This window comes from Streptomyces sp. NPDC087310 (genome assembly GCF_044744405.1).
Lineage (GTDB): Bacteria > Actinomycetota > Actinomycetes > Streptomycetales > Streptomycetaceae > Streptomyces.
Genome location: NZ_JBIUYF010000007.1, coordinates 240,296 through 265,613 on the forward strand (window position 1 = coordinate 240,296; position 25,318 = coordinate 265,613).

The window sequence follows — 25,318 nt, forward strand, 5'->3', positions numbered from 1 at the left end:
TTCGGCGCCGACGGTACGAGGGCTTCACGCCACCGGGACGCGGCCGTAATGTAGAAACCGGTTGCTATCCGGGCGGACCCCGACGCAGCCGTTCCTGCACCACGACTCGACGGGCCGGGTACGGCATGAAGGGGCGGACCATGGCGCGCACCGGCGGCCCCACCGGACCGACCCTCGCGATCGTGGCCAGGGAGGCCCGGGTGTCGGTCCCCACCGCCTCGAAGGTGGTGAACGGGCGCGAGGACGTCGCACCCGAGACCCGGCGCCGCGTCACCGAGGCGCTCGACCGGCTCGGGTACGTGCGCAGGCCCCGGGCCGGCGCCGCCGGGCGGCCCTCCTCCCTGGTGGACGTCGTCCTGCACTCCCTGGACAGCTCCTGGTCGGGCGCGGTGCTGCACGGCGTCGAGGCCGCCGCGGCCGAGGCCGGTCTGGAGATCGTCGTGTCGGCCGGGCTCACCAGGACCCGGGGGTACGGGCCCGGACGCGGCCGGCTGCACCGGCTCGCCGCGCGCGGCTCGGCCGGGGCGCTGTTCAGCCGCGCGAACCTCACCCCGTCCCAGTACGCCTGGCTGGCGCAGCACCGCATCCCGTTCGTCCTGCTCGACCCGCTGGTGGAGCCCCCGCCGGGCGTGGCCTGGGTCGGCGCGGACGACCTCGGCGGCGGTGCCGCCGCGACGGGGCACCTCCTCGCCCTCGGCCACCGGCGGATCGCGGTCGTCGGCGGCCACCGCCACCGGCTCGGCACCGCCGCCCGGATCGCCGGACACCGCGCGGCGCTGGCGGCGGCGGGTCTCCCGTACCGACCCGAGTACGAGAGGTACGCCGGCTTCGCCCCGGCCCGCGCCCGCCGCCACGCGCTGGAACTCCTGGCGCTGCCCGAGCCGCCGACCGCCGTCTCCGTCTGCTCCGACGCGATGGCCCTCGCCGTCTACGAGGCCGCCGCCGAACGCGGTCTGCGCGTCCCCGGCGACCTGTGCGTGGTCGGCTTCGGCGATCTGCCGGAATCACGCTGGGCCGCCCCCGCGCTCACCACCGTCCGCCGGCCGCTCTCCGACATGGCGGGCACCGCGCTGCGCCTGCTGGTCGCGCTCACGGCGGGGGACCCGCCCGCGTCCCTCCGTACCGAACTCGCCACGCGTCTGGTGGTACGCGGCAGCACCGCGCCCGCGCCGAACTGAGCCCCGGGCGCGGGCTCCTCCCTACTCTCCCGCCAGACCGCGGAGACCGCGGAGACCGCGGAGACCGATTTCCGTCCGGTGCGGAAATTTCTGTTATCCCGCGCGGCCCGCGCCGTCTCCCAGGGGTAAGGCATCATCCAGCCGATTCGGAGCACACCCATGGGCCGTGACAACAAGCACAAGATGAGCCGCCGCAGCATGCTGCGGGTGGCGGGAGGACTCGCGGTGGCGGGGGCCGCCGGAGGCGTCGTCGCCTCGATGACCGGCGACCGGGCCGACGCCGCGCCCACGACCTTCGTCCACCCGGGGATGCTGCACGCGTACGGGGAGCTGAACCGGGCCAGGGTCCGGGTGAAGGCGGGCTCCCAGCCGTGGACGGCGGGGTGGGAGCGGCTGGTGGCCAATCCGCGCTCGCAGTCGGCCTGGGCGCCCCGCCCGGCCGCGTCCGTCATCCGCGGCGGCGCCGGGCAGAACTACCCGCAGCTCTACAACGACATCCACGCCGCCTACCAGAACGCGCTGCGCTGGAGGATCGCCGGTACCACCGCACACGGTGACACCGCCCGGGACATCCTCAACGCCTGGTCGGCCACGCTCACTTCGCTGACCGGCAACGCCGACCGTTTCCTGGCGGCCGGGCTCTACGGCTACCAGTTCGCCAACGCCGCCGAACTGATGCGGGACCACCCGGGGTTCGAGCTGAAGCGGTTCCAGGACATGATGGTCCGCGTCTTCCACCCGCTCAACGAGCAGTTCCTCACCGGTCACAACGACGCCTGCGTCACCAACTACTGGGCGAACTGGGACCTGTGCAACATGAACTCCGTCCTGGCGATCGGCATCCTCTGCGACGACCAGGCCATGTTCGACCGGGCGGTGGAGTACTTCAAGAACGGTGAGGGCAACGGCTCGATCAAGAACGCCGTCCCGTTCCTCCACCCCGGCGGACTCGGCCAGTGGCAGGAGAGCGGCCGGGACCAGGGCCACACCGTGATGGGCGTGGGGCAGTTGGGCGCCTTCTGCGAGATGGCCTGGAGCCAGGGCGTCGACCTGTACGGATACGACGACAACCGGCTCATGAAGGGCGCCGAGTACGTGGCCAGGTACAACCTCGGCCTGGACGTCCCCTTCACCCCGTACTCCTGGGGCACCGGCCAGAACTGCGCCCACCGGGAACAGACCGTCGTCTCCGACGCCGGGCGCGGTCAGCTCCGCCCGGTGTGGGAGGTGCTCCACCACCACTACGCGCGGCGCCGCCGGCTCTCCGTCCCCCACATCACGGCCATGGCCGAGAAGGTAAGGGCCGAGGGCGGCGGCGGTGACTACGGGCCGAACAGCGGCGGCTTCGACCAACTCGGCTTCGGCACGCTGCTGTACAGCCGCTGAGCCCCGACTCCCGTGTGCGGTCCGGGCCTTCGGCGGACGAGGCCCGGACCGCAGCGAAAGTTTCGTATTCCGCACCGGCGGGAGACACGGGTGTCATCTCCCCGCACCATAGGTACCGGTTTCCCTCCCCGCTGTGCGAAGCCGTACCCCCTCCCCGTTCCTTGTCCCCGTCCCCCCACCCTGGAGTGAGATCCCGATGAGCCGCACCCGCACCTCCGCGATCAGCCGCCGCGGCATGCTCAAGGCCGCCGGAGGACTCGCCCTCGCCGGCGCCGCGGGCGGTGCCGTACAGGCCACCACCGCGCCCACCGCGCAGGCCGCCCCGGCCGCCTTCGTCCACCCCGGCGCGCTGCACGCGTACGGCGAGCTGAACCGCGCGAAGGTACGGGTCGCCGCCGGCAACGACCCCTGGCTGGCCGGCTGGAACCGGCTGATCGCCAACGGGCACGCCCAGGCGGGCTGGCAGGCCCGTCCGCAGGCCACCGTCGTCCGCGGCGGCACCGGCGAGAACTACGGCACGCTGTACAACGACATCCACGCCGCCTATCAGAACGCGCTGCGCTGGAGGATCGCCGGTACCACCGCCCACGGAGACACCGCCCGGGACATCCTCAACGCCTGGTCGGCCACCCTCACCACCGTCACCGGCAACGCCGACCGGTTCCTCGCCGCCGGGATCTACGGCTACCAGTTCGCCAACGCCGCCGAACTGATGCGCGGCTACGCGGGGTTCGACCTCGACCGCTTCCGCCGGATGATGGCGAATGTGTTCTACCCGCTCAACAACCAGTTCCTCACCGGTCACAACGACGCCTGCATCACCAACTACTGGGCGAACTGGGACCTCTGCAACATGAACTCCATCCTCGCGATCGGCATCCTCAACGACGACGGGGCCAAGTACGACCAGGCCGTCAGCTACTTCAAGAACGGCGCGGGCAACGGAGCGATCGGCAAGGCCGTCCCCTTCGTGTACGAGAGCGAGGGGCTCGCCCAGTGGCAGGAGTCCGGCCGCGACCAGGGCCACACCATGATGGGCATGGGCCAGATGGGCGCCTTCTGCGAGATGGCCTGGAGCCAGGGCGAGGACCTGTACGGCTACGACAACAACCGCTTCATGAAGGCCGCCCAGTACGTCGCCAAGTACAACCTGGGCCAGAGCGTCCCGTTCACCACGTACTCCTGGGGCACCGGCCAGAACTGCGCCTACCGGGAACACACCGTCGTCTCCGACGCGAGCCGGGGCCAGATCCGCCCGGTGTGGGACCTCCTCCACTACCACTACGCGCGGCGCCGGGGCCTCTCCGTCCCGTACATCACGGCCATGGCCGAGAGCGTCCGCCCCGAGGGCGGCGGCGGTGACTACGGGCCGAACAGCGGAGGCTTCGACCAACTGGGCTTCGGCACCCTGCTGTACGCCAAGTAGACCCACCGTCCCGGCGGCTCAGCAGTGGCCCGGGCGGGCGTGGACCGTGATCCGGGCCCGGGTCACGGTCCGGCTGCCGCACTCCTCGAAGTACGTACGCAGCACCGCGCGTTTGACGGCCTCCGGGCCGGTCGTCTCCAGCGGCCGGCCGGGCGGATCGCCCACGGCCACGATCCGGCGCGCCGCCAGCATCCGGGCGCGCACCCGCTCCGCCGGGAGCTCCGTACCGCGCAGGGTGTGCGACGCGAGGGGGGAGCGGTCCAGGGCGAGATCCGTCAGCCCCCGGAACTCCCCGGGCCGCGCGAGCGTCCACGCCCGGCGCCGCGCCGGGACGAACAGCAGACCGTCACCGGGCCGCGCCGACTCCCTTACGGCGCGGGCGACGGCGGTGGCGTCGTTGAGACGGCTCTGCGGGGTCCGCAGATACGCGCCCACCGGGCACAGCGCGGCCAGCACCGCCGCCACCGCCAGCACCGCCACCGCCAGGCGCCGGGCGCGGTCCGCGCACCCCGGGACCCAGCACCGGTCGAGCGCGGCGCCGAGGAGCAGCGCCAGACCGACGGTGTACGAGAGGACGTACCGCTCGACGTAGAACGGCCGCAGCGGGGTGAGCGCCATCAGCAGCGCGGTCGGCAGGATCAGCAGCGGCAGCGCGAGCGCCTCCAGCCGGGGGACCGGTGGCGCGGCGCCGTCCGGGCGGTCGGCGGCGCCGGATCCGCGCGGCGCCGTACGGGCACACACCACACCCACCGCCGTCACCACGGCGAAGCCCAGGACATGCCGGGCGCCCGGGGCGCCGATCCAGTCGACCTGCGCCGACTGCGTCGTACTGAAGAGCGCGAGCGGCAGCAGCCCGGCGCCCACCGCGCACGCGGCGGCGCTCCACGCCCGTACCGTGTGCCGGGACACGGGGGAACACACCACCGTCACCCCGTGGGCGAGCAGCGTCAGCACCGCGAACTCGTGCAGCAGACAGGCGGTCAGCATCACCCCGGCGTACGCGGCCCACCGGCGCCGCCGGGGCCGGCCGAGCGCGCGCACCAGCAGCCAGCTCGCCCAGGTGACCAGGGCGCACACCAGCGCGTAGGACCGGCCCTCCTGCGCGTACCGCTGCACGGCGGGGAGTAGCGGCAGGACCAGTCCGGCCAGCAGCCCGGCGCGCGGACCGGCGAGTTCCCGGCCGAGCAGCGCGACCCCGGCGGACGCCGCCGCCACCGCGAGCACGGACGGCAGCCGCAGCGCCACGAGACCGCCGTCCCAGAGGGCGAAGACCCCGTGCATGACCAGGTAGTACAGGCCGTGGACCGCGTCGATGCGGCCCGCGGTGTGCCAGATCTGCCACGGGGCACGGTGTGCCACCGCGTACGTGACGGCCTCGTCGCCCCACAGCGTCCCGCCGCGCCGGATCCCCCACATCCCGAGCACCAGCGCCAGGGCGGCCGGGGCACACACCGCGAGCGCCCGCGAGGCCGGCAGCCGGGGGAACAGCGGCCGGGCGGGCCGCGGCGTGGGCGCCACCGGCGCCGGAGCGGGCCGCGAAGGCGGCGGGACGAGGGGGATGGCGGGCTCCGTTCCCTCCCGCGCGGGGCCGGTCGGCGTGGCGCGGCGCGTACGGGGTGACCGGCCGCACTATCCCCGATCCGCCCGCGAGGAGTCCGCCGACGCCCCGGGACCGGCCGGACGGTCCCACCGCCGGGCCCCGGTCCGTACGCCGTCCGGGGCTCCCGGCACGGGGTGCCCCGGCGCGTGGTGGCCCGGTGCTAAGCGTCGGGGCGTACGGGCAGGTCGCGGGTGCCGAGGCGAAGATGCTCGATGTGGTAGACGGCCTCGTCGAGCAGCCGCGCGACATGGTTGTCGTACAGGCTGTAGACGATCCGGCGGCCCTGCCGCACCCCGGTGACCAGCCCCAGCGCCCGCAGCAGGCGCAACTGGTGGGAGACGGCGGACTGCTCCATCTCGACGGCCTCGGCCAGCTCCGTCACCCCGCAGGGGCTCTGCCGCAGCCGGGTCAGGATCATCAGCCGGGAGGGGGTGGCCAGTGCCTGGAGTGTGGCGGCGATGGTGGCGGCGGAGTCCGCGTCGAGATGTCCGGTCGGTGTGGCGCGTTCGTCGACTCCGTGTCCCATGGGCTCATCGTATATCCGTCGACACGTGAAGATTTGTTCTTGTGTCGCGGCCGCGACGGCGTGCGCGCTCACCCGGACAGCGCCCGCCGGATGGCGGGCCCCGGCCCCGGCGGCGGACGATGACGGCACCCCTGTGACCGGACAGGGACGTCCACGCGGACGGGACGACGTCCACCGGACGGCACGGAGAGGCGGACGGCATGAGTGATCTGCGGGCGCTGGCGGCCGAGGCGTACGTCTACGGGTATCCGATGGTGTTCAACCTGGACCAGGCCGACCGCTTCACCCACGCCGGCCTCGGCCTGGTACCGCCGGCCCCCTTCAACACCCTCGCCCACGGCACCGAGCCCGCCGGGCCGTGGGACAGCTTCCCCGGCGTCACCGACGACACCGTCCACTCCGTGGCCCAGCTCGACCTCTCCGGCGGCCCGCTGCTGCTGAGCGTGCCCGACACGGCCGATCGCTACTACGTCCTGCGGTTCGTGGACGCCTGGACCAACAACTTCGCCTATGTCGGACGGCGCGCCACCGGCACCGCCGCCGGAAGCTTCCTGCTCACCGGGCCCGGGTGGGAAGGCGAGGTCCCGGCCGGGACCACCCGGATCGCCTGCCCCACCGCGGTGGCCTCGCTCGTCGGCCGCTGGGCGTGCGCGGGCCCCGAGGACCGCGCGGCCACCACCGCGCTCCAGCGGGCCACCCGCCTGGAGCCGTACGCGCCCGGCCCCGGCGGTGAGCGCGCCGCACCCCTCGCCGGTCTGCCGCTCTCGGACCCGGACGTCACCGACGGCACCCTGATGTTCTTCGAGAAACTGCGGGTGCGGATGGCCGCGTTCCCGCCGGCCCCCGTCGACGCCGCGTACCAGCGACGCTTCGCACCCCTCGGCCTGCTGGCCCCTTCGAGCCCCTACCGGTCACCGGAGCCCGAACTGGCCGACGCCCTGCGCGAGGGGTTCACCGAGGGCAGCGAGCGCGTCGAGTACGCCGCCACCCACGCCGAGGGCCCGGAACAGAACGGCTGGCGGCTCGCCTACCACGCCTTCGACCACAACGCGGACTTCTTCGGCACGGGCGTCCTGACCGGACCGGAGTGGACGGTCACCGACCGCGACGCCGCGCGGCTGCTGCGGGCCGCCGCGGCCCGCACCGACCTGTGGGGCGGCCACGGCTACGAGGCCGCCTACGCGATGATCTGGAACGACGCGGACGGCGAGCCGCTGGAGGGCCGCCACACCTACACACTGCGCTTCGAACAGCCGCCGCCCGTCGACGCGTTCTGGTCGCTCACCATGTACGACCTGCCCGAGTACCACCTCGTCGGCAACCCCCTCGACCGGTACGCGATCGGCGACCGCACCCCGGGGCTGCGCCGCGCCGCCGACGGCTCCCTCACCCTCCATCTGCGCACCGGCCGTCCGGAGAGCGAGGAGGCCGCCGCCAACTGGCTGCCCACCCCGCCCGGACGTTTCCGCCCCGTCCTGCGGCTGTACCAGCCGCGCCCCGCGCTTCTCGACGGCGGCTACGTTCTCCCGGCGATCCGCCGCGCGACCTGACGCGGGCGGGCCCTGTCCGAGCCCGTCACTATGATCGTGGGGCTGTCCACCGCACCACGTCTGGAGCCCCGTCGATGACGCCGCCCGCCACCGCCCGCGTCCTGGTCACCCTCGATGAACACCTCGCACGGGCCGCCGCGGACCGGCAGGGCGCGCTGTGGAAACTGGCCGAGCGCGGACGGGCCCTGGACGCGAATGTCGTACGGCTGCCACCGGGCGCGGGCGTCGCCGAGCACAGCGACGACGTGCTCGACGTCCTGCTCGTCGTCCTCGACGGCGAGGGGACACTCGGCACGCCCGCCGGGACCGAGCCGCTCGCCCCGCACGCGGTGGTGTGGCTGCCCAGGACCTCGCGCCGCTCGCTGACCGCGGGGGAACGCGGCCTGGTCTATCTGACCGCGCACCCGCGCCGCCCCGGGCTGACGGTCGCCGCAGCGGCGCCGGCCGCCGCCCCCGTACCGGCGCCGCCGGCCGAGGGCGGGGAGCCACCCTGCGCGCTGAACCGGGTCTGTGCGGGGTGCGGACGCCTCTGCGGGGAGCGCGACGCGCGGTTCTGCGCCCGCTGCGGGGACGCCCTGCCCGGCTGACCGCGGGCCGGGCGTCCGCTGACGCCCCCGGTATCAGGCCGAGTCGCGCCGGACCAGTTCGGTGGGGAGGATGACCGTGGAGGTGTCCTCCCCACCGATCTGGGCGAGCAGCACCCGTACCATCTCCGCGCTGATGCGGTCCCACGGCTGACGGATCGTGGTCAGCGCGGGCCGGCTGTCCAGGGCGGCGGGCGAGTCGTCGAAACCGCCCACCGCGACGTCCTCGGGCACCCGGCGCCCCGCGTCCCGCAGCGCCGTGAGCACGCCCTGCGCCATCAGGTCGGACGCGACGAACACCGCGTCCAGGTCGGGTGCCCGCCGCAGCAGTTCCACGGCGGCGGCCTCCCCGCTCGCCCGGCTGTAGTCACCGGCGGCGACGAGCCGGTCGTCGGCCTCGATACCGGCCTCGGCGAGGATCTCCCGGTAGCCGGCCAGCCGCTCCGTACCGCCGGGGGTGTCCGGCGGACCGGTCACCGTGGCGATCCGCCGGCGCCCGCCGCGCAGGAGATGGCGCACCATCTCGCGCGCGCCGTCCCGGTCGTCGGCCGCCACGTAGCTGACCTTCGAGCTCTGCCCGAGCGGTTTTCCGCAGGCCACCAACGGGACCCGGGCCGCCCGCAGTTGCTCGGCCACCCGGTCGCCGGAGTGGCTGGACACCAGCAGGACGCCGTCGACATGGCCCGAGGTGATGTAGCGGGCGATCCGGCGCCGTTCGTCCTTCGTCCCCGCGATCATCAGCAGCAGCGGGATGTCGTGCGCGGCCAGCGCCTGCGTACAACCCCGCAGCAGCACATTGAAGTTGGGGTCCTCGAAGAACCGCTCCTGCGGCTCGGTGAGCAGGAAGGCGACCGAGTCGGAACGGCCCGTGATGAGACTGCGGGCGTGCCGGTTGACGACGTAACCCGTCCTGCGGATCGCGGCGTTGACGGCTTCCTCCGCGGCCGGGCTCACATAGTGGCCGCCGTTGAGGACACGCGAGACGGTGCCCCGTGAGACTCCCGCCTCCCGTGCCACGTCGTGGATGGTCGGCGGCTTGCGCCGGCCGTTGCTGCCCGTGCGGCTCATACCTGTCGTTCTCTCGTGATCGTGCCTGTCGCGTCAGGACTTTACGGCCCCGGACAGCAGATCCAGGCTCCAGAACCGCTGGATGACCAGGAACAGCGCGATCAGTGGCACCACCGCGAGCAGCGCACCCGTGATGACCAGAGTGTAGAGCGAGGGGGTGTTGGAGCCCTGCTGGAGGAGGGTGTAGAGGCCGAGTGTGACGGGGAACTTCTGGTCGTCGCCGAGCATGATGTAGGGGAGGAGGAAGTTGTTCCAGATGGCCACGAACTGGAAGAGGAACACCGTCACCAGCCCCGGCAGCATCATCGGCAGCGCCACCGACCGGAAGATCCGCCACTCACCGCCGCCGTCCATCCGGCCGGCCTCCACCACATCGGGCGGTACGGACGCCGCCGCGTAGATCCGGGCGAGGTAGACCCCGTACGGGGAGAGGATCACCGGCAGCAGCACGGACAGGTAGCTGTCGGCCATGTCGGCCTTCGCCATCAGCAGGTACTGCGGTACGGCGAGGATGACCGGCGGCATCAGGACGCCGGCGAGCAGCACGTTGAAGATCGTCTCGCGGCCCCGGAAGCGGTAGACGGCGAGGGCGTAGCCGCTGAGCGCGGAGACCGCCGTCGAGAGCAGGGCGCCGGCCCCGGAGTAGAACAGGGAGTTGAGCATCCACCGCCAGTACACGCCCTCCCGGTACGCGGACAGTTCCGCGATGTTGTCCGTGAAGCCCGTGCCGGGCAGGAAGGTGAAGGTGGAGAAGAGCTCGCGGCCCGACTTGGTCGAGGCCACCACGATCCATGCCACGGGCATGAGGCAGTAGAGCGCGCCGGCGAACAGGGCGATCGTGGGCACCCAGGCGATCCGGCGCCGCTGCTTCGGCCGGGCCGGTGGCGGCCCCTGCGCGGTGCCCGGGGTGGTGCCGGCCGCGGGCGCGGTACGGCGGGTGGTGACAGCGTTCACGAGGTCTCTCCCTGGTTCGAACGGGAGTTCGCGGCCTTCAGGAAGCCGAAGGACAGGACGAGGGTGACGGCCGCGATGACCACGGAGGTGGCCGCCGCCGAGTAGATGTCCCCCTTGACGAAGGCGTCCTGATAGACCTTCATCAGCGGGGACCAGGTGGTGGAGAGCGAGTTGGTCAGGGGCTTGAGGGTGGTGGGTTCGCTGAACACCTGGAGGGTCGCGATGATCGAGAAGAAGAACGTCAGCACCAGCGCGGGCGCGACGATCGGGATCTTGATCCGCAGGGCTGTCTGGAGCTGTGAAGCGCCGTCCAGCCGGGCCGCCTCGTAGATCTCGACGGGGATCGAGCGCAGCGACGTATAGATGACGATCATGTTGAAGCCGGTGCCGCCCCACAGGGCGATGTTGGCCAGCGCGATGTACAGCGGCCCGCCGTCCAGCAGATTCGGCTGGGGGAGTCCCGCCTTGTCCAGCAGGTAGTAGAAGGGGCTCACGTCCGGCAGGTAGAGGAAGCCCCACATCAGCGCGGCGATCACACCGGGGACGGCGTACGGCAGGAAGATCGCGAGCCGGGAGAAGCCGCTGAGCCGGGTGCGCTCGGCGTCCAGCATCAGGGCCAGGACCAGCGCGAGGCCGAGCATCGTGGGGACCACGATCGCCCCGTACCCGAGCACGCGCAGCGCGGAGGAGAGCAGTACGGAGTCGGAGAGGGCGTCCGTGTAGTTGGAGAGCCCGGCCCAGACCTCCTGGCGGGCGCCCCTGCCGAGGCCGAGCCCCTTGACCTCGACCTTGCGCAGGCTCAGATAGAGGGCGTACCCGATGGGCAGCGCGAAGAACAGCGCGAACAGCGCGGCGGCGGGCAGCAGGAAGGCGAACGGCGCGTTGCGCACCTGCCGGCTCGCCCGGCTGCGCGGGCGGCGCCCGCCGCGACCGCGCGCGGCGGGCGCCACGGCGTCGGCGACGAGGGCGCCGGTGGCGGCGGTGGTGCCGGTGGTGGTGGCGGAAGCGGTGGCGGTGCCGCCCGGCGCGCGGCCCGGGCCGCCCGCCGGGCGTGGGGTGGCGGCCATCAGCCGGTGACCTCGAAGCCCTGCTTCTTCAGGTCGGCGACGGTGGACTCCTGCATGGTCGTCAGGGCCGCGCCGAAGTCCGACTTGTCCTTGGCCGCGGTGGCGAAGGAGTCACGGAAGGTGGTGTACGCGACGTTCACGTTCGGGCCCCACGCGGAGGGCGCGGTGCTCTTCGCGATCTCGGCGGCCGTGGTGTAGAAGTCCGGCTGGTTCGCGAAGAACCCGGGGGCCTGGCTCAGCGCGCCGCCCGTCTGCGCGGCGGTGGCGGCCGGGTAGATCCCGCCCTCCTTGACCAGCGCGGCCAGGGCGTCGCTGTCGGTGTTCAGCCAGGTGGCGAACTTCGCGGCGGCCTTCTTGTGCCGCGAGTCGTTGGTGACACCGGTGGACGAGCCGCCCCAGCTCCCGGTCGTCGGCTCGGCCGCGTCCCACTGCGGCAGCGGCGCCATGGCCCACTTGTCCTTGGTGTCGGGCGCGGCGGTCGTCAGGGTGCCCGGCGCCCAGACCGCGCTGACCCAGGCGATCTGCTTGCCCGTGTTGAGCGCCTTGTTCCAGGACGGGGTGTACATGGGCTGGTTGTCGATGGCGCCCTCCTTGACGAGACCGCCCCAGAAGTCCGCGACCTTCTTCGTAGCGGCGTCGTCGATCCCCACGTTCCAGGTGTCGCCCTTGGTCGTCCACCACTGGGCGCCGGCCTGCTGGGCGAGACCGGCGAAGAGTCCCGCGTCGTTGCTGGAGAACGTCGTCAGCGCCTTGGACGGGTCCTTCTTCTTCAGCGCGCGGGCCGTCTCGGCGAACGCGTCCCACGTGGTGGGCACGGTGAGCCCGTACTTCTTGAAGAGGTCCGCGCGGTAGTAGAACATCATCGGCCCGGAGTCCTGCGGGACCGCGTAGACGGCGTCCGTCCCGAGCGTGGTCTGCTGCCAGACGCCGGGGGCGAACTCGTCCTTCGCGTCCGCGACATCACCGGAGATGTCCGCGAGGACATCGTTGCTGACGAGCGTCGGCAGCGCCTGGTACTCCGCCTGCACCAGGTCGGGGGCCTTCTTCGCCTTGGCCGCGGTGATGATCTTGGTGACCAGGTCGTCGCCGGACGCCTGCTTCTTCACCGTGACCTTGATGCCGGACTTCTTGCCCTCCGTCGTGTTCCACAGCTCGGCGACCTTGTCCATGCCGGGTGCCCAGGCCCAGTAGGTGAGGTCGGCCGGCCCGTCGGCCCCCGCGTCGTCGTCGCCGGAGCCGGAGCCGCACGCGGCGAGCGCGGTGGCGCCGAGCGCGATGGTGAGGGACGTGGCCACGAGGCGTCTGCGCGTCGTGAATTGCATGGTGTTACTCCCCTGACGAACCCTGACGGAGGTCTCCGCCCCGCGGGCGGTGGACCGGCCCTGCTCTGTGAGCGTTCACAGTAGAGAAACGTCCCGGACACTTGTCAATGGTTGTTCCTGTGCGGTTATGTTGGATCTACTGGACCGTCGCGATGTGTGCACGTTCCCACACCCGACGCACATCATGGCCCGTCCGCTCGCCGGCCGTACCCGCACCACAGGAGGCAATCCATGCCGCACACCGCACCCGAGGGCCTGTCGGGGCTCGCGTTCGGCGGGGACTACAACCCCGAGCAGTGGCCGGAGGCCGTCTGGCAGGAGGACGTCCGCCTCATGCGCGAGGCCGGCGTCAACCTGGTGTCGATCGGTATCTTCTCGTGGGCCCTGCTCGAACCGGAGCCGGGCCGGTACGACTTCGGCTGGCTGGACCGGGTCGTCGACCTGCTCCACGAGAACGGCGTACGGGTGGACCTCGGCACCCCGACCGTCGCCCCGCCCGCCTGGTTCTACCGCGACCACCCCGACGCCCTCCCGGTCAGCCGCGAAGGCGTGCGGTACGCGTTCGGCTCACGCGGCGCGATCTGCCACAGCTCGCCGGCGTACCGCGAGGCCGCCGCCGCCATCACCGAACAGCTCGCCCTGCGCTACGGCTCCCACCCCGCGCTGGCGCTCTGGCACGTGCACAACGAGTACGGCGTCCCCGTCAGCGCCTGCTACTGCGACCACTGCGCCGTCCACTTCCGCGCCTGGCTGCGCGCCACCTACCAGGACCTCGACGCGGTCAACGACGCCTGGGGCACCGCCTTCTGGGGCCAGCGCTACGGCGCCTTCGACGAGATCCAGCCGCCCAGGGCCACCCCCACCGTGTGCAACCCCGCCCACCGCCTCGACTACGCGCGCTTCGCCGACGCGACCATGCGCGAGAACTTCGTACGGGAGCGCGACCTGCTGCACCGGCTCGCCCCCGGTATCCCCGTCACCACCAACTTCATGACCGCCCTCAGCCAGTGCGACTCCGTCGACTACTGGGCCTGGGGCCGCGAGGTCGACCTCGTCACCAACGACCACTACCTCATCACCGACGGCCGCCGCACCCATGTGAACCTCGCCATGGCCGCCGACCTCACCCGGTCCGTGGCCGGCGGCGCCCCCTGGCTGCTGCTCGAACACTCCACCAGCGGCGTCAACTGGCAGCCCCGCAACCCCGCGAAGGCCCCCGGCCAGATGGCCCGCAACAGCCTGGCCCACGTGGCACGCGGCTCGGAGGGCGCGCTGTTCTTCCAGTGGCGCCAGTCCCGGCGCGGCGCCGAGAAGTTCCACTCCTCGATGGTGCCGCACGCCGGCACCGACAGCCGCGTCTGGCGCGAGGTCGTCGGCCTCGGCGCCCACCTGGACAGCCTCGCCACCGTACGCTCCACCCGGACCGTCGCCGACGCCGCCGTCGTGTGGGACTGGCAGTCCTGGTGGGCGCAGCGCCTCGAATGGCGGCCGAGCGAGGACCACGACGCCCGCGAGCGCGCCGACTCCTTCTACGAGACGCTCTACGACCGCCACCTCACCGTGGACTTCGCCCACCCCGAGGCCGACCTCTCCCGCTACCCGCTCGTCGTGGTGCCCGCCCTCTACCTCGCCTCCGAGGAGACGGGCCGCAACCTCCGCGCCTATGTCGAGAACGGCGGCACCCTCGTCGTCTCGTACTTCTCCGGGATCGTCGACGAGCACGACGCCGTCCACCCCGGCGCCTACCCCGGCGTGCTGCGCGACGTCCTCGGCCTGACCGTCGAGGAGTTCTCCCCGCTCGGCGAGGGCGAGCGCGTACGGATCACCGCGGCCGACGGCTCGGAGCTGACCGCCGACGTGTGGAGCGAGTTCGTCGTCCCGCGCGGCGCCGAGACGGTCTGGACCTACGCCGACGGACTCGCCGCGGGCCACCCGGCCGTCACCCGCCACCGCCTCGGCCGCGGCACCGCCTGGTACATCTCCACGCGGCTCGCCCCCGGCGCGCTCGACACGGTCATCGGCGCCGCCGCCGACGACGCCGGGATCGCGCCGCGCTCCGAACTGCCGCACGACGTCGAGGTCGTACGCCGGTCAGGGGAGAGCGGGGAGTACCTGTTCGCCGTCAACCACACCGGTACGGACGCCAAGGTGCCGCTGCCCGGCGCGGGCACCGAACTCCTCACCGGGGAGCGCGCCTCGGGCGGGCTCGCCCTGCCGGCCGGATCCGTACGGGTCGTGAAGCTCGACGCCTGAGCGCCACCGCCCGGCTCCGGCCGCCGCACCCGTACCACCGAGCCGCACCCGCACCCGCACCACCGAGCACCATCCGCACCACAGAGCCGCACACGCACCGCCGAGCACCACCGGGACACACCCGCCTGTCCGTCCATCGGTCGAAGGGACATCGACGATGCACCTCGCACACCGCGCCTGGCGCACCCGACTCGGAGCCACCGCCACCGCCGCACTCGGCGCGCTGCTCCTGACCGCGCTGCCCGCGCAGCAGGCCCAGGCCGCCACGACCCTCACCAACCCCGGCTTCGAGTCCGACGCCACCGGGACCGCCACCCCCACCGGCTGGTCCACCTACTCGGCCGCCGGACAGAACGCCGCCTCGTTCACCGAGAACGGCGGCTCCGGTGGCAACCGCCGCCTCACCCACTGGTCGGCCTCCGCGTACAAGGTCGAGACCTACCAGTACCTGACCGGCCTGGCCGACGGTACGTACACACTCAGCGCCCGCGTCCGCTCCAGCGGCGGCCAGAACTCCACGTACATCGCCCTGCGCAACTGCGGCGGCGCCGAGCAGCGCACGGATCTGCCGACCACCGCCGACGGCGCCTGGATCCGCGTCGTGACCTCGGTCCGGGTGAGCGGTGGCAACTGCACCGTCAGCCTCAACTCCGACGCGCACGCGGGGGAGTGGGCCAACTTCGACGACCTGACGTTCGCGCCGGGCGCCACCGGCCTGAGCATCAAGGGCGGCGACCTCTCCACCCTCCCGAAGAACGAGGCGTTCGGCGCCACCTACAGCGGCGCCGCCGGACAGAGCGGCAACGCGCTGGGTTTGCTGCGCGGCGCGGGCATGAACTACGTACGGCTCAAGGTGTGGGTGAACCCGGCCGACGGCTACAACAACAAGGCACGTGTCCTCGCGATGGCCAAGCGGGCCAAGGCCGAGGGCATGAAGGTGCTGATCGACTTCCACTACTCCGACCGCTGGGCCGACCCGGGCCAGCAGAACAAGCCCGCCGCCTGGGCCTCGCACTCGTACAGCCAGCTCCGTACGGACGTCTACAACCACACCTACGACGTGCTGAACGCCCTCAAGGCGCAGGGCACCACCGCCGACATGGTCCAGATCGGCAACGAGATCAACGGCGGCATGCTCTGGCCCGAGGGCTCCACCGACAACTGGACCCAGCTCGCCGGTCTGCTGACCTCCGGCGCCCAGGCCGCGAAAGCCGTCTCCTCCTCCACCCAGATCGCGCTGCATCTCGCCAAGGGCGGCGACAACGGAGGCACCCGCTGGTGGTTCGACCAGGCGGTGGCCCGGCAGGTGCCCTTCGACGTGATCGCCCTGTCGTACTACGGGTACTGGCACGGCCCGCTCTCCGGGCTCCAGGCCAATCTGGACGATGTGTCCGCCCGCTACGGCAAGCCGGTGCTCGTCGCCGAGACGGCGTACGCCAGCACCCTCGCCAACGGCGACTTCCTGGAGAACAACATCGCGACCAGCGGCCAACTGGCGCCCGGCTACCCGGCGACCCCCGCCGGCCAGGCCGCCAACCTGCGGGACGTGATGAACGTCGTCGAGGCGGTCCCGGGCGGACGCGGACTGGGCATCGTCTACTGGGAACCGGCCTGGACCGCCGTGAAGGGCAGCGGCTGGGACCCGCAGGACCCGGCCTCGGGCAACGCCTGGGAGAACCAGGCGCTCTTCGGGTACGACAAGAAGCTCCTGCCCGCGGCGAGTTGGTTCGCGCACCGGTGACCGTCACGCACCGGTAGGTCCAGGGCGCGGGCCCGCCCCTGGCGTGTACGTGCGAGACGCGCGTACACGCCAGGGGCGCCCGTGCCACCGCGGACGATCACCGAAACGAGCCGAGACGAGCCGAGATGACGCCGACCGAGCTCGGACACATCGCCAACCGGACCGGCATGGCTGATTACTGACGGTGTGTGAGAAAGCAGACCCGAACCGGGCACAGCGGGAGGAGCCTTCGGGCGATCCCGCTGCTACGCTCACGAATCTCGGCGCCGTGACCCGGCCGGCGACCGAGCGGTAAGCAGACAAGGAGCGGCATCGTGGGCACTGTTGTCGACGACCCCACCGCCGCCGAATTCCACGAGTTCTTCGAGCGGCACTACGCTGAACTCTCCCGGCTGGCCTACCTGTTGACAGGTGAGGCCGACACTGCCGACGATCTCGCCTCGGACGCCCTGCTCGCCCTCTGGAACCGCTGGGACCGCGTCAGGGCGGCCGACCACCCCGTCGCGTACGCCCGCGGGGTGGTCACGAACCTGGCCAAGTCCCGTATCCGCAGCGCCGTTCGGGAGCGCCGCCGTGTCGCGCTGTTCTGGTCGCAGCGCGGCGAGCGGTTCGACGGCCCCGACGTGCCCGCCGTGCTCGACGTACGGACGGCGCTGCGCCGGTTACCCTTCCGCAAGCGCGCCTGTGTGGTGCTGCGCCACGCCCTCGACCTCTCCGAACGGGACACGGCGCTCGCCCTCGGCATCTCGGTGGGTACCGTCAAGAGCCAGACCTCCCGGGGTATGGCGGAGCTGCAACGGCTCCTCGGCCCGGGGGCGTCGGCGCAGCGGGTGCATGCCACGGTGGCGGCGGACCGCACCGAAGGAGGGAGGGGCTGATGGTGGACGACGACCTGCCCACGCGGTTGCGGGAGGCGGCGGGTGAACACCGCCCCGACCGGGAGCGCATGCTCGCGCGCGTGGAGCGCGGCATGGCGGACCCGAGGTCGGCGGGGCGGGCCCCGCAGCCGCTGCGCCCGGCGGGCTGGCTGCGGGTGGCCGTGGTGACGGCCGCGGCGGCCGGCGCGCTCGGCGTCGGGGCGCTCGCGCTCGTCTCCACCCAGGGCGCGTCGAACCAGACGGTGGCGGCCTCCCCGGAACCGGCGCGCCCGTCCCTGGAGCCGGGTGCCTCGCCCCCGCACGCCCCCGTGGAGCAGTCGCCGAGCCGGAGTCCGGGAGACCACGCCACGGCCGGGACGTCGCGCCCCGCGGCCCCGCCGGACGCGCACACCTCGCCCGCCGTCCCGGACGATCCCCCGGCCGGCTCCGCCGCGCCGTCCCTGACCCCGGAGAGCGGCTTTCTGCGGTCGGACGGTGTGGTGGACCCGCACAGCAACGCCTACTGGGCGCAGAGCAACATCACCCTCAGGACCGAGCGGCCGCTGACGTCGCTCACCGTGGAACTCCGGATCGCCGCCACCGGCGGGATCGGGGACGCCGGTTCCTGGCGGTCGCTGCCCGAAGAGGACTTCACCGTCTCCGTACGCCCGCGCGACGGCGCGCTGGTCTACCGGTGGACGCTGCGGGGCGGCGCGACCGTCCCGGCCGGCGAGCATGTCTTCGCGGGCCAGTACAACCACGACGAGGGCGGACGCAACGCCGAGGACGACCGCTACACGGTACGGGCGACCTCCTCCGGCGACACGGCCGAGGTGACGGGCGACTTCGCCCCCGGCGGCTGACCGGCCCCGGCGCGCGGCAAACGGGCGCGCGCGATGTCCGGTCATGCTTCGACGTTGTGTGTTCTGTGTCACATCGCGACCGCTTCCGCGTCGGAGGCGGGCTGTGGCGGCGTCCGGTGGAGTTGCCGCCGCGTGGGCATCGGTGCAGGCCGGAGCGGTGTCCGAGGGTGTTCGTACGGTAGCGCGGTGTTGTTGTGCGGGGGCGCGCGTGTGTCTGGATGTAAGGGGAGCGTCGCTTTCCGTATTTTTTCTTGGGGTTCGCGTTGCACGTTTGACCGTCCCGGTCGGAAATCCTGCCTCTTGAGGACACCCAAGTCCTCCGGCACCGGCGGGGGTTGACGGTGCTGTCCAGAAGAAGAAGGACAAGCCGTGACGACCGACGACGTCTTAGCTCTGCTGGTGTTCACCACCGCCGCGCGTGTCTTCGCCCCGGACCTGCGATGCCTGACACGGCGCCTGCTGCGCGCCGGGGTACGCGTGGGAGCCGCCGCGCTGGTGGAGGACCACCACCGCGCCGCGGCCCGGGGCGGGCCCCTCGCGCCCGCGGTCCGTGAAGAGGAGGTCCAGCCGTGAACGCCGAACTCCCCTCCCCGGACGACCGGGACGACCGCGGCGAGTACCTGGCCGAGGTGCAGTACAGCCTGCCTCCCGCCCTGGAGGCGTTCCACGACCTCTATGTGAAGGCATACCTCAACTACGCCCACACGATGCTCGGCGACAAGGAGGCCGCCAGGGCCGTGGTGCGGAGCTGCTTCACACACCTCGCGCTCAACTGGCAGCGCGTCACCCGGAGTCCGAGCCCCGAGGCGTACGCCTGGGCGCTGCTGAAGGCACGGGTGGACACCCATCTGCGGCTGGCCGGCCTGGACCCGCAGATGGTGGAGACCGCCGCGTTCCAGCGCGCCGCCCGCGATGTGCTCGAATCGGTGCGGAGCCGGTTCGAGGTGATGGAGACCGCCCTCGGCCTCTACACCGCCATAGCCTCCCTGCCCGAGCGGCAGTACGACGTGATCGTGCTGCTGTACGTGCTGGGCTACCCGTCCTGCCGGGTCGCCCGGATCATGGGCGTCGAGCGCGACACCGTCCGCTCCCACCGGCGCCTGGCCAAACGGCGGATATCGCAGCGGCTGGGCCTGCCCCGGCACCAGGCCACCGACGAGGAGAAGGAGTAGAGACATGCGGTCACAGTCCCCGCGCACCATCGACGACGTTCTGACGGACGCCGTGATCCCCGACGCGTTCGCCGACTACGACCTGGCCGTCTCCAAGCGGCAGATCGCCAGGACCGTCGCCGACACCCTGATGTACGACGGCGCCGTCGCCCGCAGGGCGGGCATCGCCCGGAGCCGGCCGGCCGCCCCCGGCGGGTTCTTCCCCACCGTCCACGACCAGGCCGGCACGGACCTCCACGCCCTCTCGGCCCGCGCCCTGCACGGCATCGACGCCGCCGGACAGCTCGCCAGGCTCGCCAACACCCGCCGTATCGAACCGGACGGCGCCCTGCACTTCGCCTGCCTGCTCAACCTGGCCGGATGGCACGAAGAGGCCCAGTTCTGGTGGCAGTTCGCGGCGGGCGCCGGCAACTCCACGGCCGCCTACTGCCTCCATCTGCTCCATCTCGCGCGCGGCGAGCGCCGGGACGCGGCGCACTGGGCGGACCAGGCCGCCGACCTCGAAGCCGGCCGGACCCTCCCGCCGGCCGGCCGGCTGACGGTCGGCCGGGCCGCGCCGGACCACCCGCGGCGCCCGCCGAGCCCCGCGCTGCGGGCGGCCGTCCAGCGGCTGACGATCGAGAGGGACGAGGAGTTCGGCAGCGTCCCGCACCCCGACCCTCATCTCGCCGAACACATAGCGGAGTTGGCCGACGCGGTGTGACGCGGGCGCGGGCGCGTCGGGGTCCCGCCGAGGGCCGGGACCCCGACGGTCAGGAGCCGGTGCGCGATTCCAGGTCGCGGCGGGTGTCGTCGCCGTAGACGCCCGTCTCGTCGCCGCGGATGCCGTACCAGAGCTGGAACCGGCCGACGGCCTCGGTGAGCGACGTGTCGTACGTGCCGCTCACACCGCCGCCCTCGTACACGTTGGGGATGCGCAGCAGCCGCTCCTGCAACTCGCTCACCTCCGGGCCGCTGTCGCCCTCCTGGAGTACGGGGGCGGTCCCGCCCGGGTCGGCGGGGCCGGCGGCGGGCGGGGTGCCGGGGGCCGGGCCCGTGGTGGGCTGCTCGGTCGGGGTCGGGGAAGGGGGCGGTTCGGCGGCCTCGCTCGTGTCACGCGTACCGCCCCAGGTGAGCAGCAGTGCGATCCCGAAGCCCACCACCCCGGCGACGGCCACGGCGAGGAAGGCGGTGAACCGGGCGCTGCGCGGCCGGCCCGTCGCGGTGGTCCACACGCCCTCGCCCGCTCGCCCGGGGACGGGCGGCAACTCCTCGGTGTCCGTGGTGTCCGTGGTGTCCTGGAAGGGGTGCGGGGCCGCCCGGCCCCTGCGCGCGTCCCGGGACGCGCCCGGCGGCTTCGGTGAACTCGGCGGCTTCGGCGGCCCGGACGACTTCGGCGGGCCGGACGGTTTCGCGCCCAGCGGGACGTGCTCCCAGCCCTCGCCCCGGCCGTCCTCGGGGCCCTCGGGCCCGGTCTCCTCCGGCCGGAAGAGCTCGGTGAAGTCGGAGAGGGCGCGGGGCCGCCGGCGGCGCATGACATGCGTCGGTTCCAGCACCGTACGACGCCCGGGCCGCGTGTGATCGGATGGCTCCGTCATGCCCGCCTCCTTCACCGCTCGCCTGACTGTCCGTTCGGATCGGGACGCTACCTCTATCGCACGGGGCATGTGTGCGAATGGCGGCAAGTGGCGGGTGAGGCGGGGCACATGGCCGGTGCCGTACGGCCGCAGGGGGTACGCGACAGGGGCGCCCCCGCCATGGCGGGGACGCCCCTGCGCGCTCTCGGCCGGTCAGTGCGTCAGCAGTACTGCGCCTGCTTGCCGATGGACCGGTACATGCAGTCCGCGTTCTCCAGGAGTTGCAGCACCGCGTCGCGGTTCCTGCTCGTCTCCCGGGTGATCACCTCGTCGGGCGGGTAGAAACCGCCGCCCGAACTCGACGACGGATACATCTCGAAGGTGTACGCGAAGACCTTGTGCGTCCCCCACAGCCAGTCGTCGATCGAGCCGTCCGTGATGTACAGATCGCTGGACTGCTCCGGTGTGTAGCCGTTGCTCGCGGCCATCTGCCGTCCCACGGTGGCGAACGCGTTGCGGTCGTCCGCGGTCATCCCGGTCGTGGTGTCCGCGGTGGTGTAGCCGAAGGGCCACAGCACCAGCTCGCTGTAGGTGTGGAAGTCGATGGCGGCCTTGATCTGCTGGGTGCCTCCGACGACCCGGCTCCGTACGAAGTCCGCCACGACCTTCACCTCGGGCGCGGACTCGGCGGCGGCGCCCCGGTAGGTCTCGGACGAGGCGGTGCCGGAGGAGCCCCCGCAGCAGCCCCACCGGTAGGCCCAGTTGCGGTTGAGGTCCGTACCGACCGCGCTGGACGAGGAGTTGGGCTGGCGGTTCTTGCGCCAGCTCCGGTACGCGCCGGTGGCGATGTCGTACTCCCCGCCGTCCGGGTTGAGGTCCGGCACGATCCAGATCTCGCGGCTGTTCAGGATGCTGGTGACGCGCGAGTCGGTGCCGTACCCGGAGGTCAGGTTCTTCAGCAGGTACAGCGCCATCTCGACGGTGAGGTGCTCACGCGCGTGCTGATGGTGGGTGAACAGGACCTCGGGCTCGTTCTCGTCGGTGGCGACATTGTCGCTGATCTTGATGGCGACGATGTTGCGGCCCTGGTACGAGGTGCCGATGACACGCTGGCTCACGAGGCCGGGGTTCGCCGCGATGACGGAGCTGATCTCGCTCGTCATCTCCGCGTAGTTGTGGTACGTCGAGTCGGCCGAGGGGAAGTCGAAGGGCACGGCGTCCCCGTCGGCCGAGCGGTCGGGCACGGCGCCCAGCGGAGTGGGGTCGTAGCCCAGGGCGCGCAGCTTCCGGAGCTCGGCGGCGCGGGCGGAGACGACCACGGTCTCGCTGTCCGCCTCGTCGATGGTCACCCCGGTCGCGGCGAGCGCCGTACGCGTCGCGGAGGTGGTGTGCGCCCGGATCTCGTACTGCTGGAGGTCCTCGGCGGCGGTGGCCCTGGCCGCGGCGGCCGTCGGGGTGTCGCCGGCGCCGCTGGCCGTGGCGCCGGCGCCGAGGGAGAGGGCGAGCGCGAGGGCGGTGAGGGTCACGGTCCGTCTGCGTCGGACGGCGCCGCTTCCGCGGATGCGCAGTCGCATGGGGGCTCCTGGGTGTGGAGGTGTGGGGGAGCGGAGCCGCGAGGCTCCTTGAGCGGTGGGGCGCACGGGCTCGGCCCGTGTGCGGGTCATCCTGGAGGTATGGCATGACCCGGTCAAGAGCGCGAATGAGGCAACCCCGGGAGGGCGCACCGCCGGTCCACCGGGTGCCGGCCCGTCGTCCACCGGATTCCGGCCCGTCCGTCAGGTCACCCCGTCAGTTCACCGGGTTCCAGCCGTCCGTCCCGGCCAGATACGTGGTGGCGGTGTACTCGGCGGCCTGCGCCGCCGTGAGCTGCGGGCGGTTGGCGTTGACCGTCGCACCGGGTCCGGTGTTCGCGTACTCGTGGAAGCGCGCCGACTTCCACGGGAAGCTGCCGAAGTCCGTCCACGGAGCGGCGATCCGCACCGCGGCCGGCAGCGCGGTGTCACGGATCACCAGTTGCCCCACGGCGTCGGCGGTGGGGTGCCAGGGGCGGCCGAGGGAGAAGGTGTTGGCCGCGGCCGAGCTGCTGATCGTCGAGCCGGTGATGAGGAAGCCGTACTTCTTCGCCGCGTTGGTGTTCGGCGCCGACAGATAGCCGTTGTTGCCGCCGGCCGCCGCGCCCCGGTCGCGCAGGGTGATGTTGACCCGGTCGTAGACGGCGGTCGCGTTGCCGAAGATGAAGTCGACGTCACCGCTGATGAAGGAGTTGCGGAAGTACTGACGGTACTGGCCGGTCGCGGACGGCGCCCAGTTGAGGACGGTGTCCTGGTGGGCGATGAACCGGTCGTTGCGGAAGATCTGCCGGTCGCCCTGCGCGTTGACGGCCACCGCCTGTGTGTCGGTGATCTCCGGGTGCTCGGACCGCAGCCAGGTGTTCTGGATCGTCACCCCGGTGACGGTGAGATCGCTCGCGGAGAAGGTCGCGGTGGCGCTGCCCGCCGTGCCGTACGTCGACCCGTCGGGCTTCTTGGTCCCCGAGGCGTTGTCGTAGGTGATCACGACATCCTCGGCGTTGCCGGTGGCGCCCTTGATCGTCAGGCCCTTCTTGCCGGTCGTGACATTGATGACCTCCCGGTACGTGCCCTTGGCGATCGACACCGTGTCACCGGCGGCGGAGGCGTCGACGGCGGCCTGCACGGTGCGGTACTGGGCGGAGCCGTCGGCGGCGACGGTACGTGTCGTGGCCGCCGCGAGGGCGGGCGGCGTCCGGTGCGCCGGATCGGTCGCCGCGCTCGCGGTCACCACCAGGGTGGAGGACCCGAGAGCGGCGGCGGCCACGGCCGTGGCGCAGAAGAGCGCCGTACGGCGCCACGGGCGTGACCCGCGGCGCACGGTGGGGGAGGGGGAAGTGAGGGGAGTGGGCACCGGTGACGTCCTTCGTCCGAGGGGGTTTCCCCTCAGTCGGCGCGGCGCGGGGAATGGTTGCCGCCGGACGGAGGTTTCGCGCGGCCCGGCTGTCAGTGGCCCCGTCTACGCTGACGCCTGTGATTGATTCCGACGATGTTCGCCGTATCGCGCTGTCCCTGCCGGAGACGGTGGAGAAGGAAGCCTGGTCCATGCCGACCTTCCGGGTCGCGGGAAAGATGTTCATCACCGTCCCGGACGACGAGACCTCCTTCGCGGTCCGCTGCCCCCGGTACGAGCGGGTGGAGCTGATCGCCGCCGAGCCGGAGAAGTTCTGGGTGCCGCCCCACGAGGCGGGCTCCGCGTGGGTCCGGGTGCGGCTGCGCGCGCTGGACGATCTCGACGAGCTGTACGACATCCTGGTGGACTCCTGGAAGCAGGCCGCCCCGCCGCGCCTCCTGGAATCCTTTCCCGCCCCGGGATCCGCCCCCGGTCCACAGGCCGGCTGACCCCGGGACCACCGCCCGCCCCGGGGGCCCGGCGTCCGGCGGCCCGGAGTCCTGGCATGATCTGCGGCATGGCTGAACGTGTGATCGCCGCGTGTGACGGCGCGTCGAAAGGAAACCCCGGGCCCGCCGGCTGGGCCTGGGTCATCGCCGACGGTGCGGAGACCCCCGTCCGCTGGGAAGCGGGACCGCTGGGCACGGCGACGAACAACGTCGCCGAGCTCACCGCCCTGGAGCGGCTGCTGACCGCGACGGACCCGGAGGTCGCTCTGGAGGTCCGGATGGACTCCCAGTACGCGATGAAGGCCGTCACGACCTGGCTGCCCGGCTGGAAGCGCAAGGGCTGGAAGACCGCCTCGGGCAAGCCGGTCGCCAACCAGGAACTGGTCGCCCGGATCGACGCCCTGCTCGGCGGCCGGTCCGTGGAGTTCCGGTACGTCCCCGCCCACCAGGTCGACGGCGACCGGCTCAACGACTTCGCCGACCGCGCCGCGAGCCAGGCGGCCCTCGCCCAGCGGGCCGCGGGCACCGAGCACGGCTCCCCGCATCCCCCGGCCGCGCCCGACACCGTACGGTCCGGCGGCGCGCGCGGGACCGGCTCCTCCCGTACCGGAGCGGCGTCCAGGACGGGGTCCAAAGGCGCCTCGAAGTCCGGCTCACGCAGGACCCTCAACGCGAAGTTCCCCGGCCGCTGCCGCTGCGGGCGCTCCTACGCGGCGGGCGAGTCCATCGCCAAGAACCCCGACGGCTGGGGCCACCCGGCCTGCGCCACCGCATCCGCCGCGGCGCCGGGCGACGGGACATAGGC

23 protein-coding genes are annotated in these 25,318 nt (G+C 72.6%); 14 read left to right on the top strand and 9 right to left on the bottom strand.

Going from position 1 to position 25,318, the window contains the following annotated elements; translation table 11 throughout:
- Positions 1–140 precede the first annotated feature (140 nt).
- The 3 genes from ACIO3P_RS26975 to ACIO3P_RS26985 all read left to right on the top strand — a co-directional run bounded on the left by ACIO3P_RS26975 (position 141) and on the right by ACIO3P_RS26985 (position 3,990).
- The gene (locus ACIO3P_RS26975) at positions 141–1,178 is read left to right on the top strand and encodes a substrate-binding domain-containing protein (protein ID WP_329825325.1); all 1,038 of its coding nucleotides are present in this window, start codon (positions 141–143) and stop codon (positions 1,176–1,178) included.
- 159 nt (positions 1,179–1,337) lie between these two features.
- A complete protein-coding gene (locus ACIO3P_RS26980; RefSeq protein ID WP_401853679.1) occupies positions 1,338–2,564 on the top strand; it encodes an alginate lyase family protein in 1,227 nt (408 codons plus the stop codon).
- Between the two features lie 196 nt (positions 2,565–2,760).
- Positions 2,761–3,990 carry an alginate lyase family protein gene (locus ACIO3P_RS26985; protein WP_401853677.1) on the top strand — a complete coding sequence of 410 codons (1,230 nt, stop codon included), beginning with the start codon at positions 2,761–2,763 and terminating at the stop codon, positions 3,988–3,990.
- 18 nt (positions 3,991–4,008) lie between these two features.
- Here ACIO3P_RS26985 and ACIO3P_RS26990 read toward each other — a convergent pair whose 3' ends face one another.
- On the bottom strand, positions 4,009–5,406 hold the full coding sequence (locus tag ACIO3P_RS26990; protein WP_401854024.1) for a glycosyltransferase family 39 protein: 1,398 nt from the start codon (positions 5,404–5,406) through the stop codon (positions 4,009–4,011).
- A gap of 344 nt (positions 5,407–5,750) precedes the next feature.
- Positions 5,751–6,116 carry a metalloregulator ArsR/SmtB family transcription factor gene (locus tag ACIO3P_RS26995; RefSeq protein WP_329825329.1) on the bottom strand — a complete coding sequence of 122 codons (366 nt, stop codon included), beginning with the start codon at positions 6,114–6,116 and terminating at the stop codon, positions 5,751–5,753.
- 200 nt (positions 6,117–6,316) lie between these two features.
- Here ACIO3P_RS26995 and ACIO3P_RS27000 point away from each other — a divergent pair, with 200 nt between their 5' ends.
- On the top strand, positions 6,317–7,666 hold the full coding sequence (locus ACIO3P_RS27000; protein ID WP_329825330.1) for a DUF1254 domain-containing protein: 1,350 nt from the start codon (positions 6,317–6,319) through the stop codon (positions 7,664–7,666).
- Between the two features lie 74 nt (positions 7,667–7,740).
- A complete protein-coding gene (locus ACIO3P_RS27005) occupies positions 7,741–8,253 on the top strand; it encodes a hypothetical protein (RefSeq protein ID WP_329825331.1) in 513 nt (170 codons plus the stop codon).
- Between the two features lie 33 nt (positions 8,254–8,286).
- On the opposite strand, the gene ACIO3P_RS27010 is transcribed toward ACIO3P_RS27005, so the two are convergent.
- Genes ACIO3P_RS27010 through ACIO3P_RS27025 form a run of 4 tightly spaced genes read right to left on the bottom strand, consistent with a single transcriptional unit; the run spans position 8,287 to position 12,661 of the window.
- Positions 8,287–9,318, bottom strand: a complete 1,032-nt coding sequence (locus tag ACIO3P_RS27010; RefSeq protein WP_329825332.1) for a LacI family DNA-binding transcriptional regulator — start codon at positions 9,316–9,318, stop codon at positions 8,287–8,289.
- Between the two features lie 33 nt (positions 9,319–9,351).
- Positions 9,352–10,272, bottom strand: a complete 921-nt coding sequence (locus ACIO3P_RS27015; RefSeq protein WP_329825333.1) for a carbohydrate ABC transporter permease — start codon at positions 10,270–10,272, stop codon at positions 9,352–9,354.
- Positions 10,269–11,339 carry a carbohydrate ABC transporter permease gene (locus tag ACIO3P_RS27020; RefSeq protein ID WP_401853676.1) on the bottom strand — a complete coding sequence of 357 codons (1,071 nt, stop codon included), beginning with the start codon at positions 11,337–11,339 and terminating at the stop codon, positions 10,269–10,271. The genes ACIO3P_RS27015 and ACIO3P_RS27020 overlap by 4 nt, the downstream gene beginning before the upstream one ends.
- Complete coding sequence (locus tag ACIO3P_RS27025) at positions 11,339–12,661, bottom strand: ABC transporter substrate-binding protein (protein ID WP_401853674.1); 1,323 nt, start codon at positions 12,659–12,661, stop codon at positions 11,339–11,341. The genes ACIO3P_RS27020 and ACIO3P_RS27025 overlap by 1 nt, the downstream gene beginning before the upstream one ends.
- Positions 12,662–12,892: 231 nt before the next feature.
- Here ACIO3P_RS27025 and ACIO3P_RS27030 point away from each other — a divergent pair, with 231 nt between their 5' ends.
- From ACIO3P_RS27030 to ACIO3P_RS27060, 7 genes are all read left to right on the top strand, one after another.
- Positions 12,893–14,914, top strand: coding sequence for a beta-galactosidase (locus ACIO3P_RS27030; RefSeq protein WP_401853672.1), 2,022 nt, complete (start codon positions 12,893–12,895; stop codon positions 14,912–14,914).
- Between the two features lie 157 nt (positions 14,915–15,071).
- On the top strand, positions 15,072–16,655 hold the full coding sequence (locus ACIO3P_RS27035) for an arabinogalactan endo-beta-1,4-galactanase (protein ID WP_401853671.1): 1,584 nt from the start codon (positions 15,072–15,074) through the stop codon (positions 16,653–16,655).
- Between the two features lie 314 nt (positions 16,656–16,969).
- A complete protein-coding gene (locus ACIO3P_RS27040) occupies positions 16,970–17,533 on the top strand; it encodes a SigE family RNA polymerase sigma factor (protein WP_329825338.1) in 564 nt (187 codons plus the stop codon).
- Positions 17,533–18,375, top strand: coding sequence for a hypothetical protein (locus tag ACIO3P_RS27045; RefSeq protein ID WP_401853670.1), 843 nt, complete (start codon positions 17,533–17,535; stop codon positions 18,373–18,375). Before ACIO3P_RS27040 ends, ACIO3P_RS27045 begins: the two co-directional genes overlap by 1 nt.
- Before the next feature lie 369 nt (positions 18,376–18,744).
- Positions 18,745–18,948, top strand: a complete 204-nt coding sequence (locus ACIO3P_RS27050; RefSeq protein WP_401853669.1) for a hypothetical protein — start codon at positions 18,745–18,747, stop codon at positions 18,946–18,948.
- A complete protein-coding gene (locus ACIO3P_RS27055) occupies positions 18,945–19,547 on the top strand; it encodes a sigma-70 family RNA polymerase sigma factor (RefSeq protein ID WP_329825341.1) in 603 nt (200 codons plus the stop codon). Before ACIO3P_RS27050 ends, ACIO3P_RS27055 begins: the two co-directional genes overlap by 4 nt.
- Positions 19,548–19,551: 4 nt before the next feature.
- Positions 19,552–20,250: a hypothetical protein gene (locus tag ACIO3P_RS27060; protein ID WP_401853666.1), complete on the top strand. Its 699-nt coding sequence runs from the start codon at positions 19,552–19,554 to the stop codon at positions 20,248–20,250.
- Between the two features lie 49 nt (positions 20,251–20,299).
- On the opposite strand, the gene ACIO3P_RS27065 is transcribed toward ACIO3P_RS27060, so the two are convergent.
- From ACIO3P_RS27065 to ACIO3P_RS27075, 3 genes are all read right to left on the bottom strand, one after another.
- Positions 20,300–21,124 carry a peptidoglycan-binding protein gene (locus tag ACIO3P_RS27065; protein ID WP_401853663.1) on the bottom strand — a complete coding sequence of 275 codons (825 nt, stop codon included), beginning with the start codon at positions 21,122–21,124 and terminating at the stop codon, positions 20,300–20,302.
- Between the two features lie 200 nt (positions 21,125–21,324).
- On the bottom strand, positions 21,325–22,677 hold the full coding sequence (locus tag ACIO3P_RS27070) for a M14 family metallopeptidase (RefSeq protein ID WP_329825344.1): 1,353 nt from the start codon (positions 22,675–22,677) through the stop codon (positions 21,325–21,327).
- 214 nt (positions 22,678–22,891) lie between these two features.
- Positions 22,892–24,025 (bottom strand): pectinesterase family protein, encoded by a 1,134-nt coding sequence (locus ACIO3P_RS27075; RefSeq protein ID WP_329825345.1) that lies wholly within the window; start codon positions 24,023–24,025, stop codon positions 22,892–22,894.
- A 119-nt stretch (positions 24,026–24,144) separates the two neighbouring features.
- Between ACIO3P_RS27075 and ACIO3P_RS27080 the strand changes: the two genes are divergently transcribed.
- Together ACIO3P_RS27080 and ACIO3P_RS27085 are read left to right on the top strand one after the other, a co-directional pair.
- Positions 24,145–24,513, top strand: a complete 369-nt coding sequence (locus ACIO3P_RS27080; protein ID WP_329825346.1) for an MmcQ/YjbR family DNA-binding protein — start codon at positions 24,145–24,147, stop codon at positions 24,511–24,513.
- Positions 24,514–24,569: 56 nt separating this feature from the next.
- Positions 24,570–25,316, top strand: a complete 747-nt coding sequence (locus ACIO3P_RS27085) for a ribonuclease H (protein ID WP_329825347.1) — start codon at positions 24,570–24,572, stop codon at positions 25,314–25,316.
- The last annotated feature ends 2 nt before the right edge of the window (positions 25,317–25,318 follow it).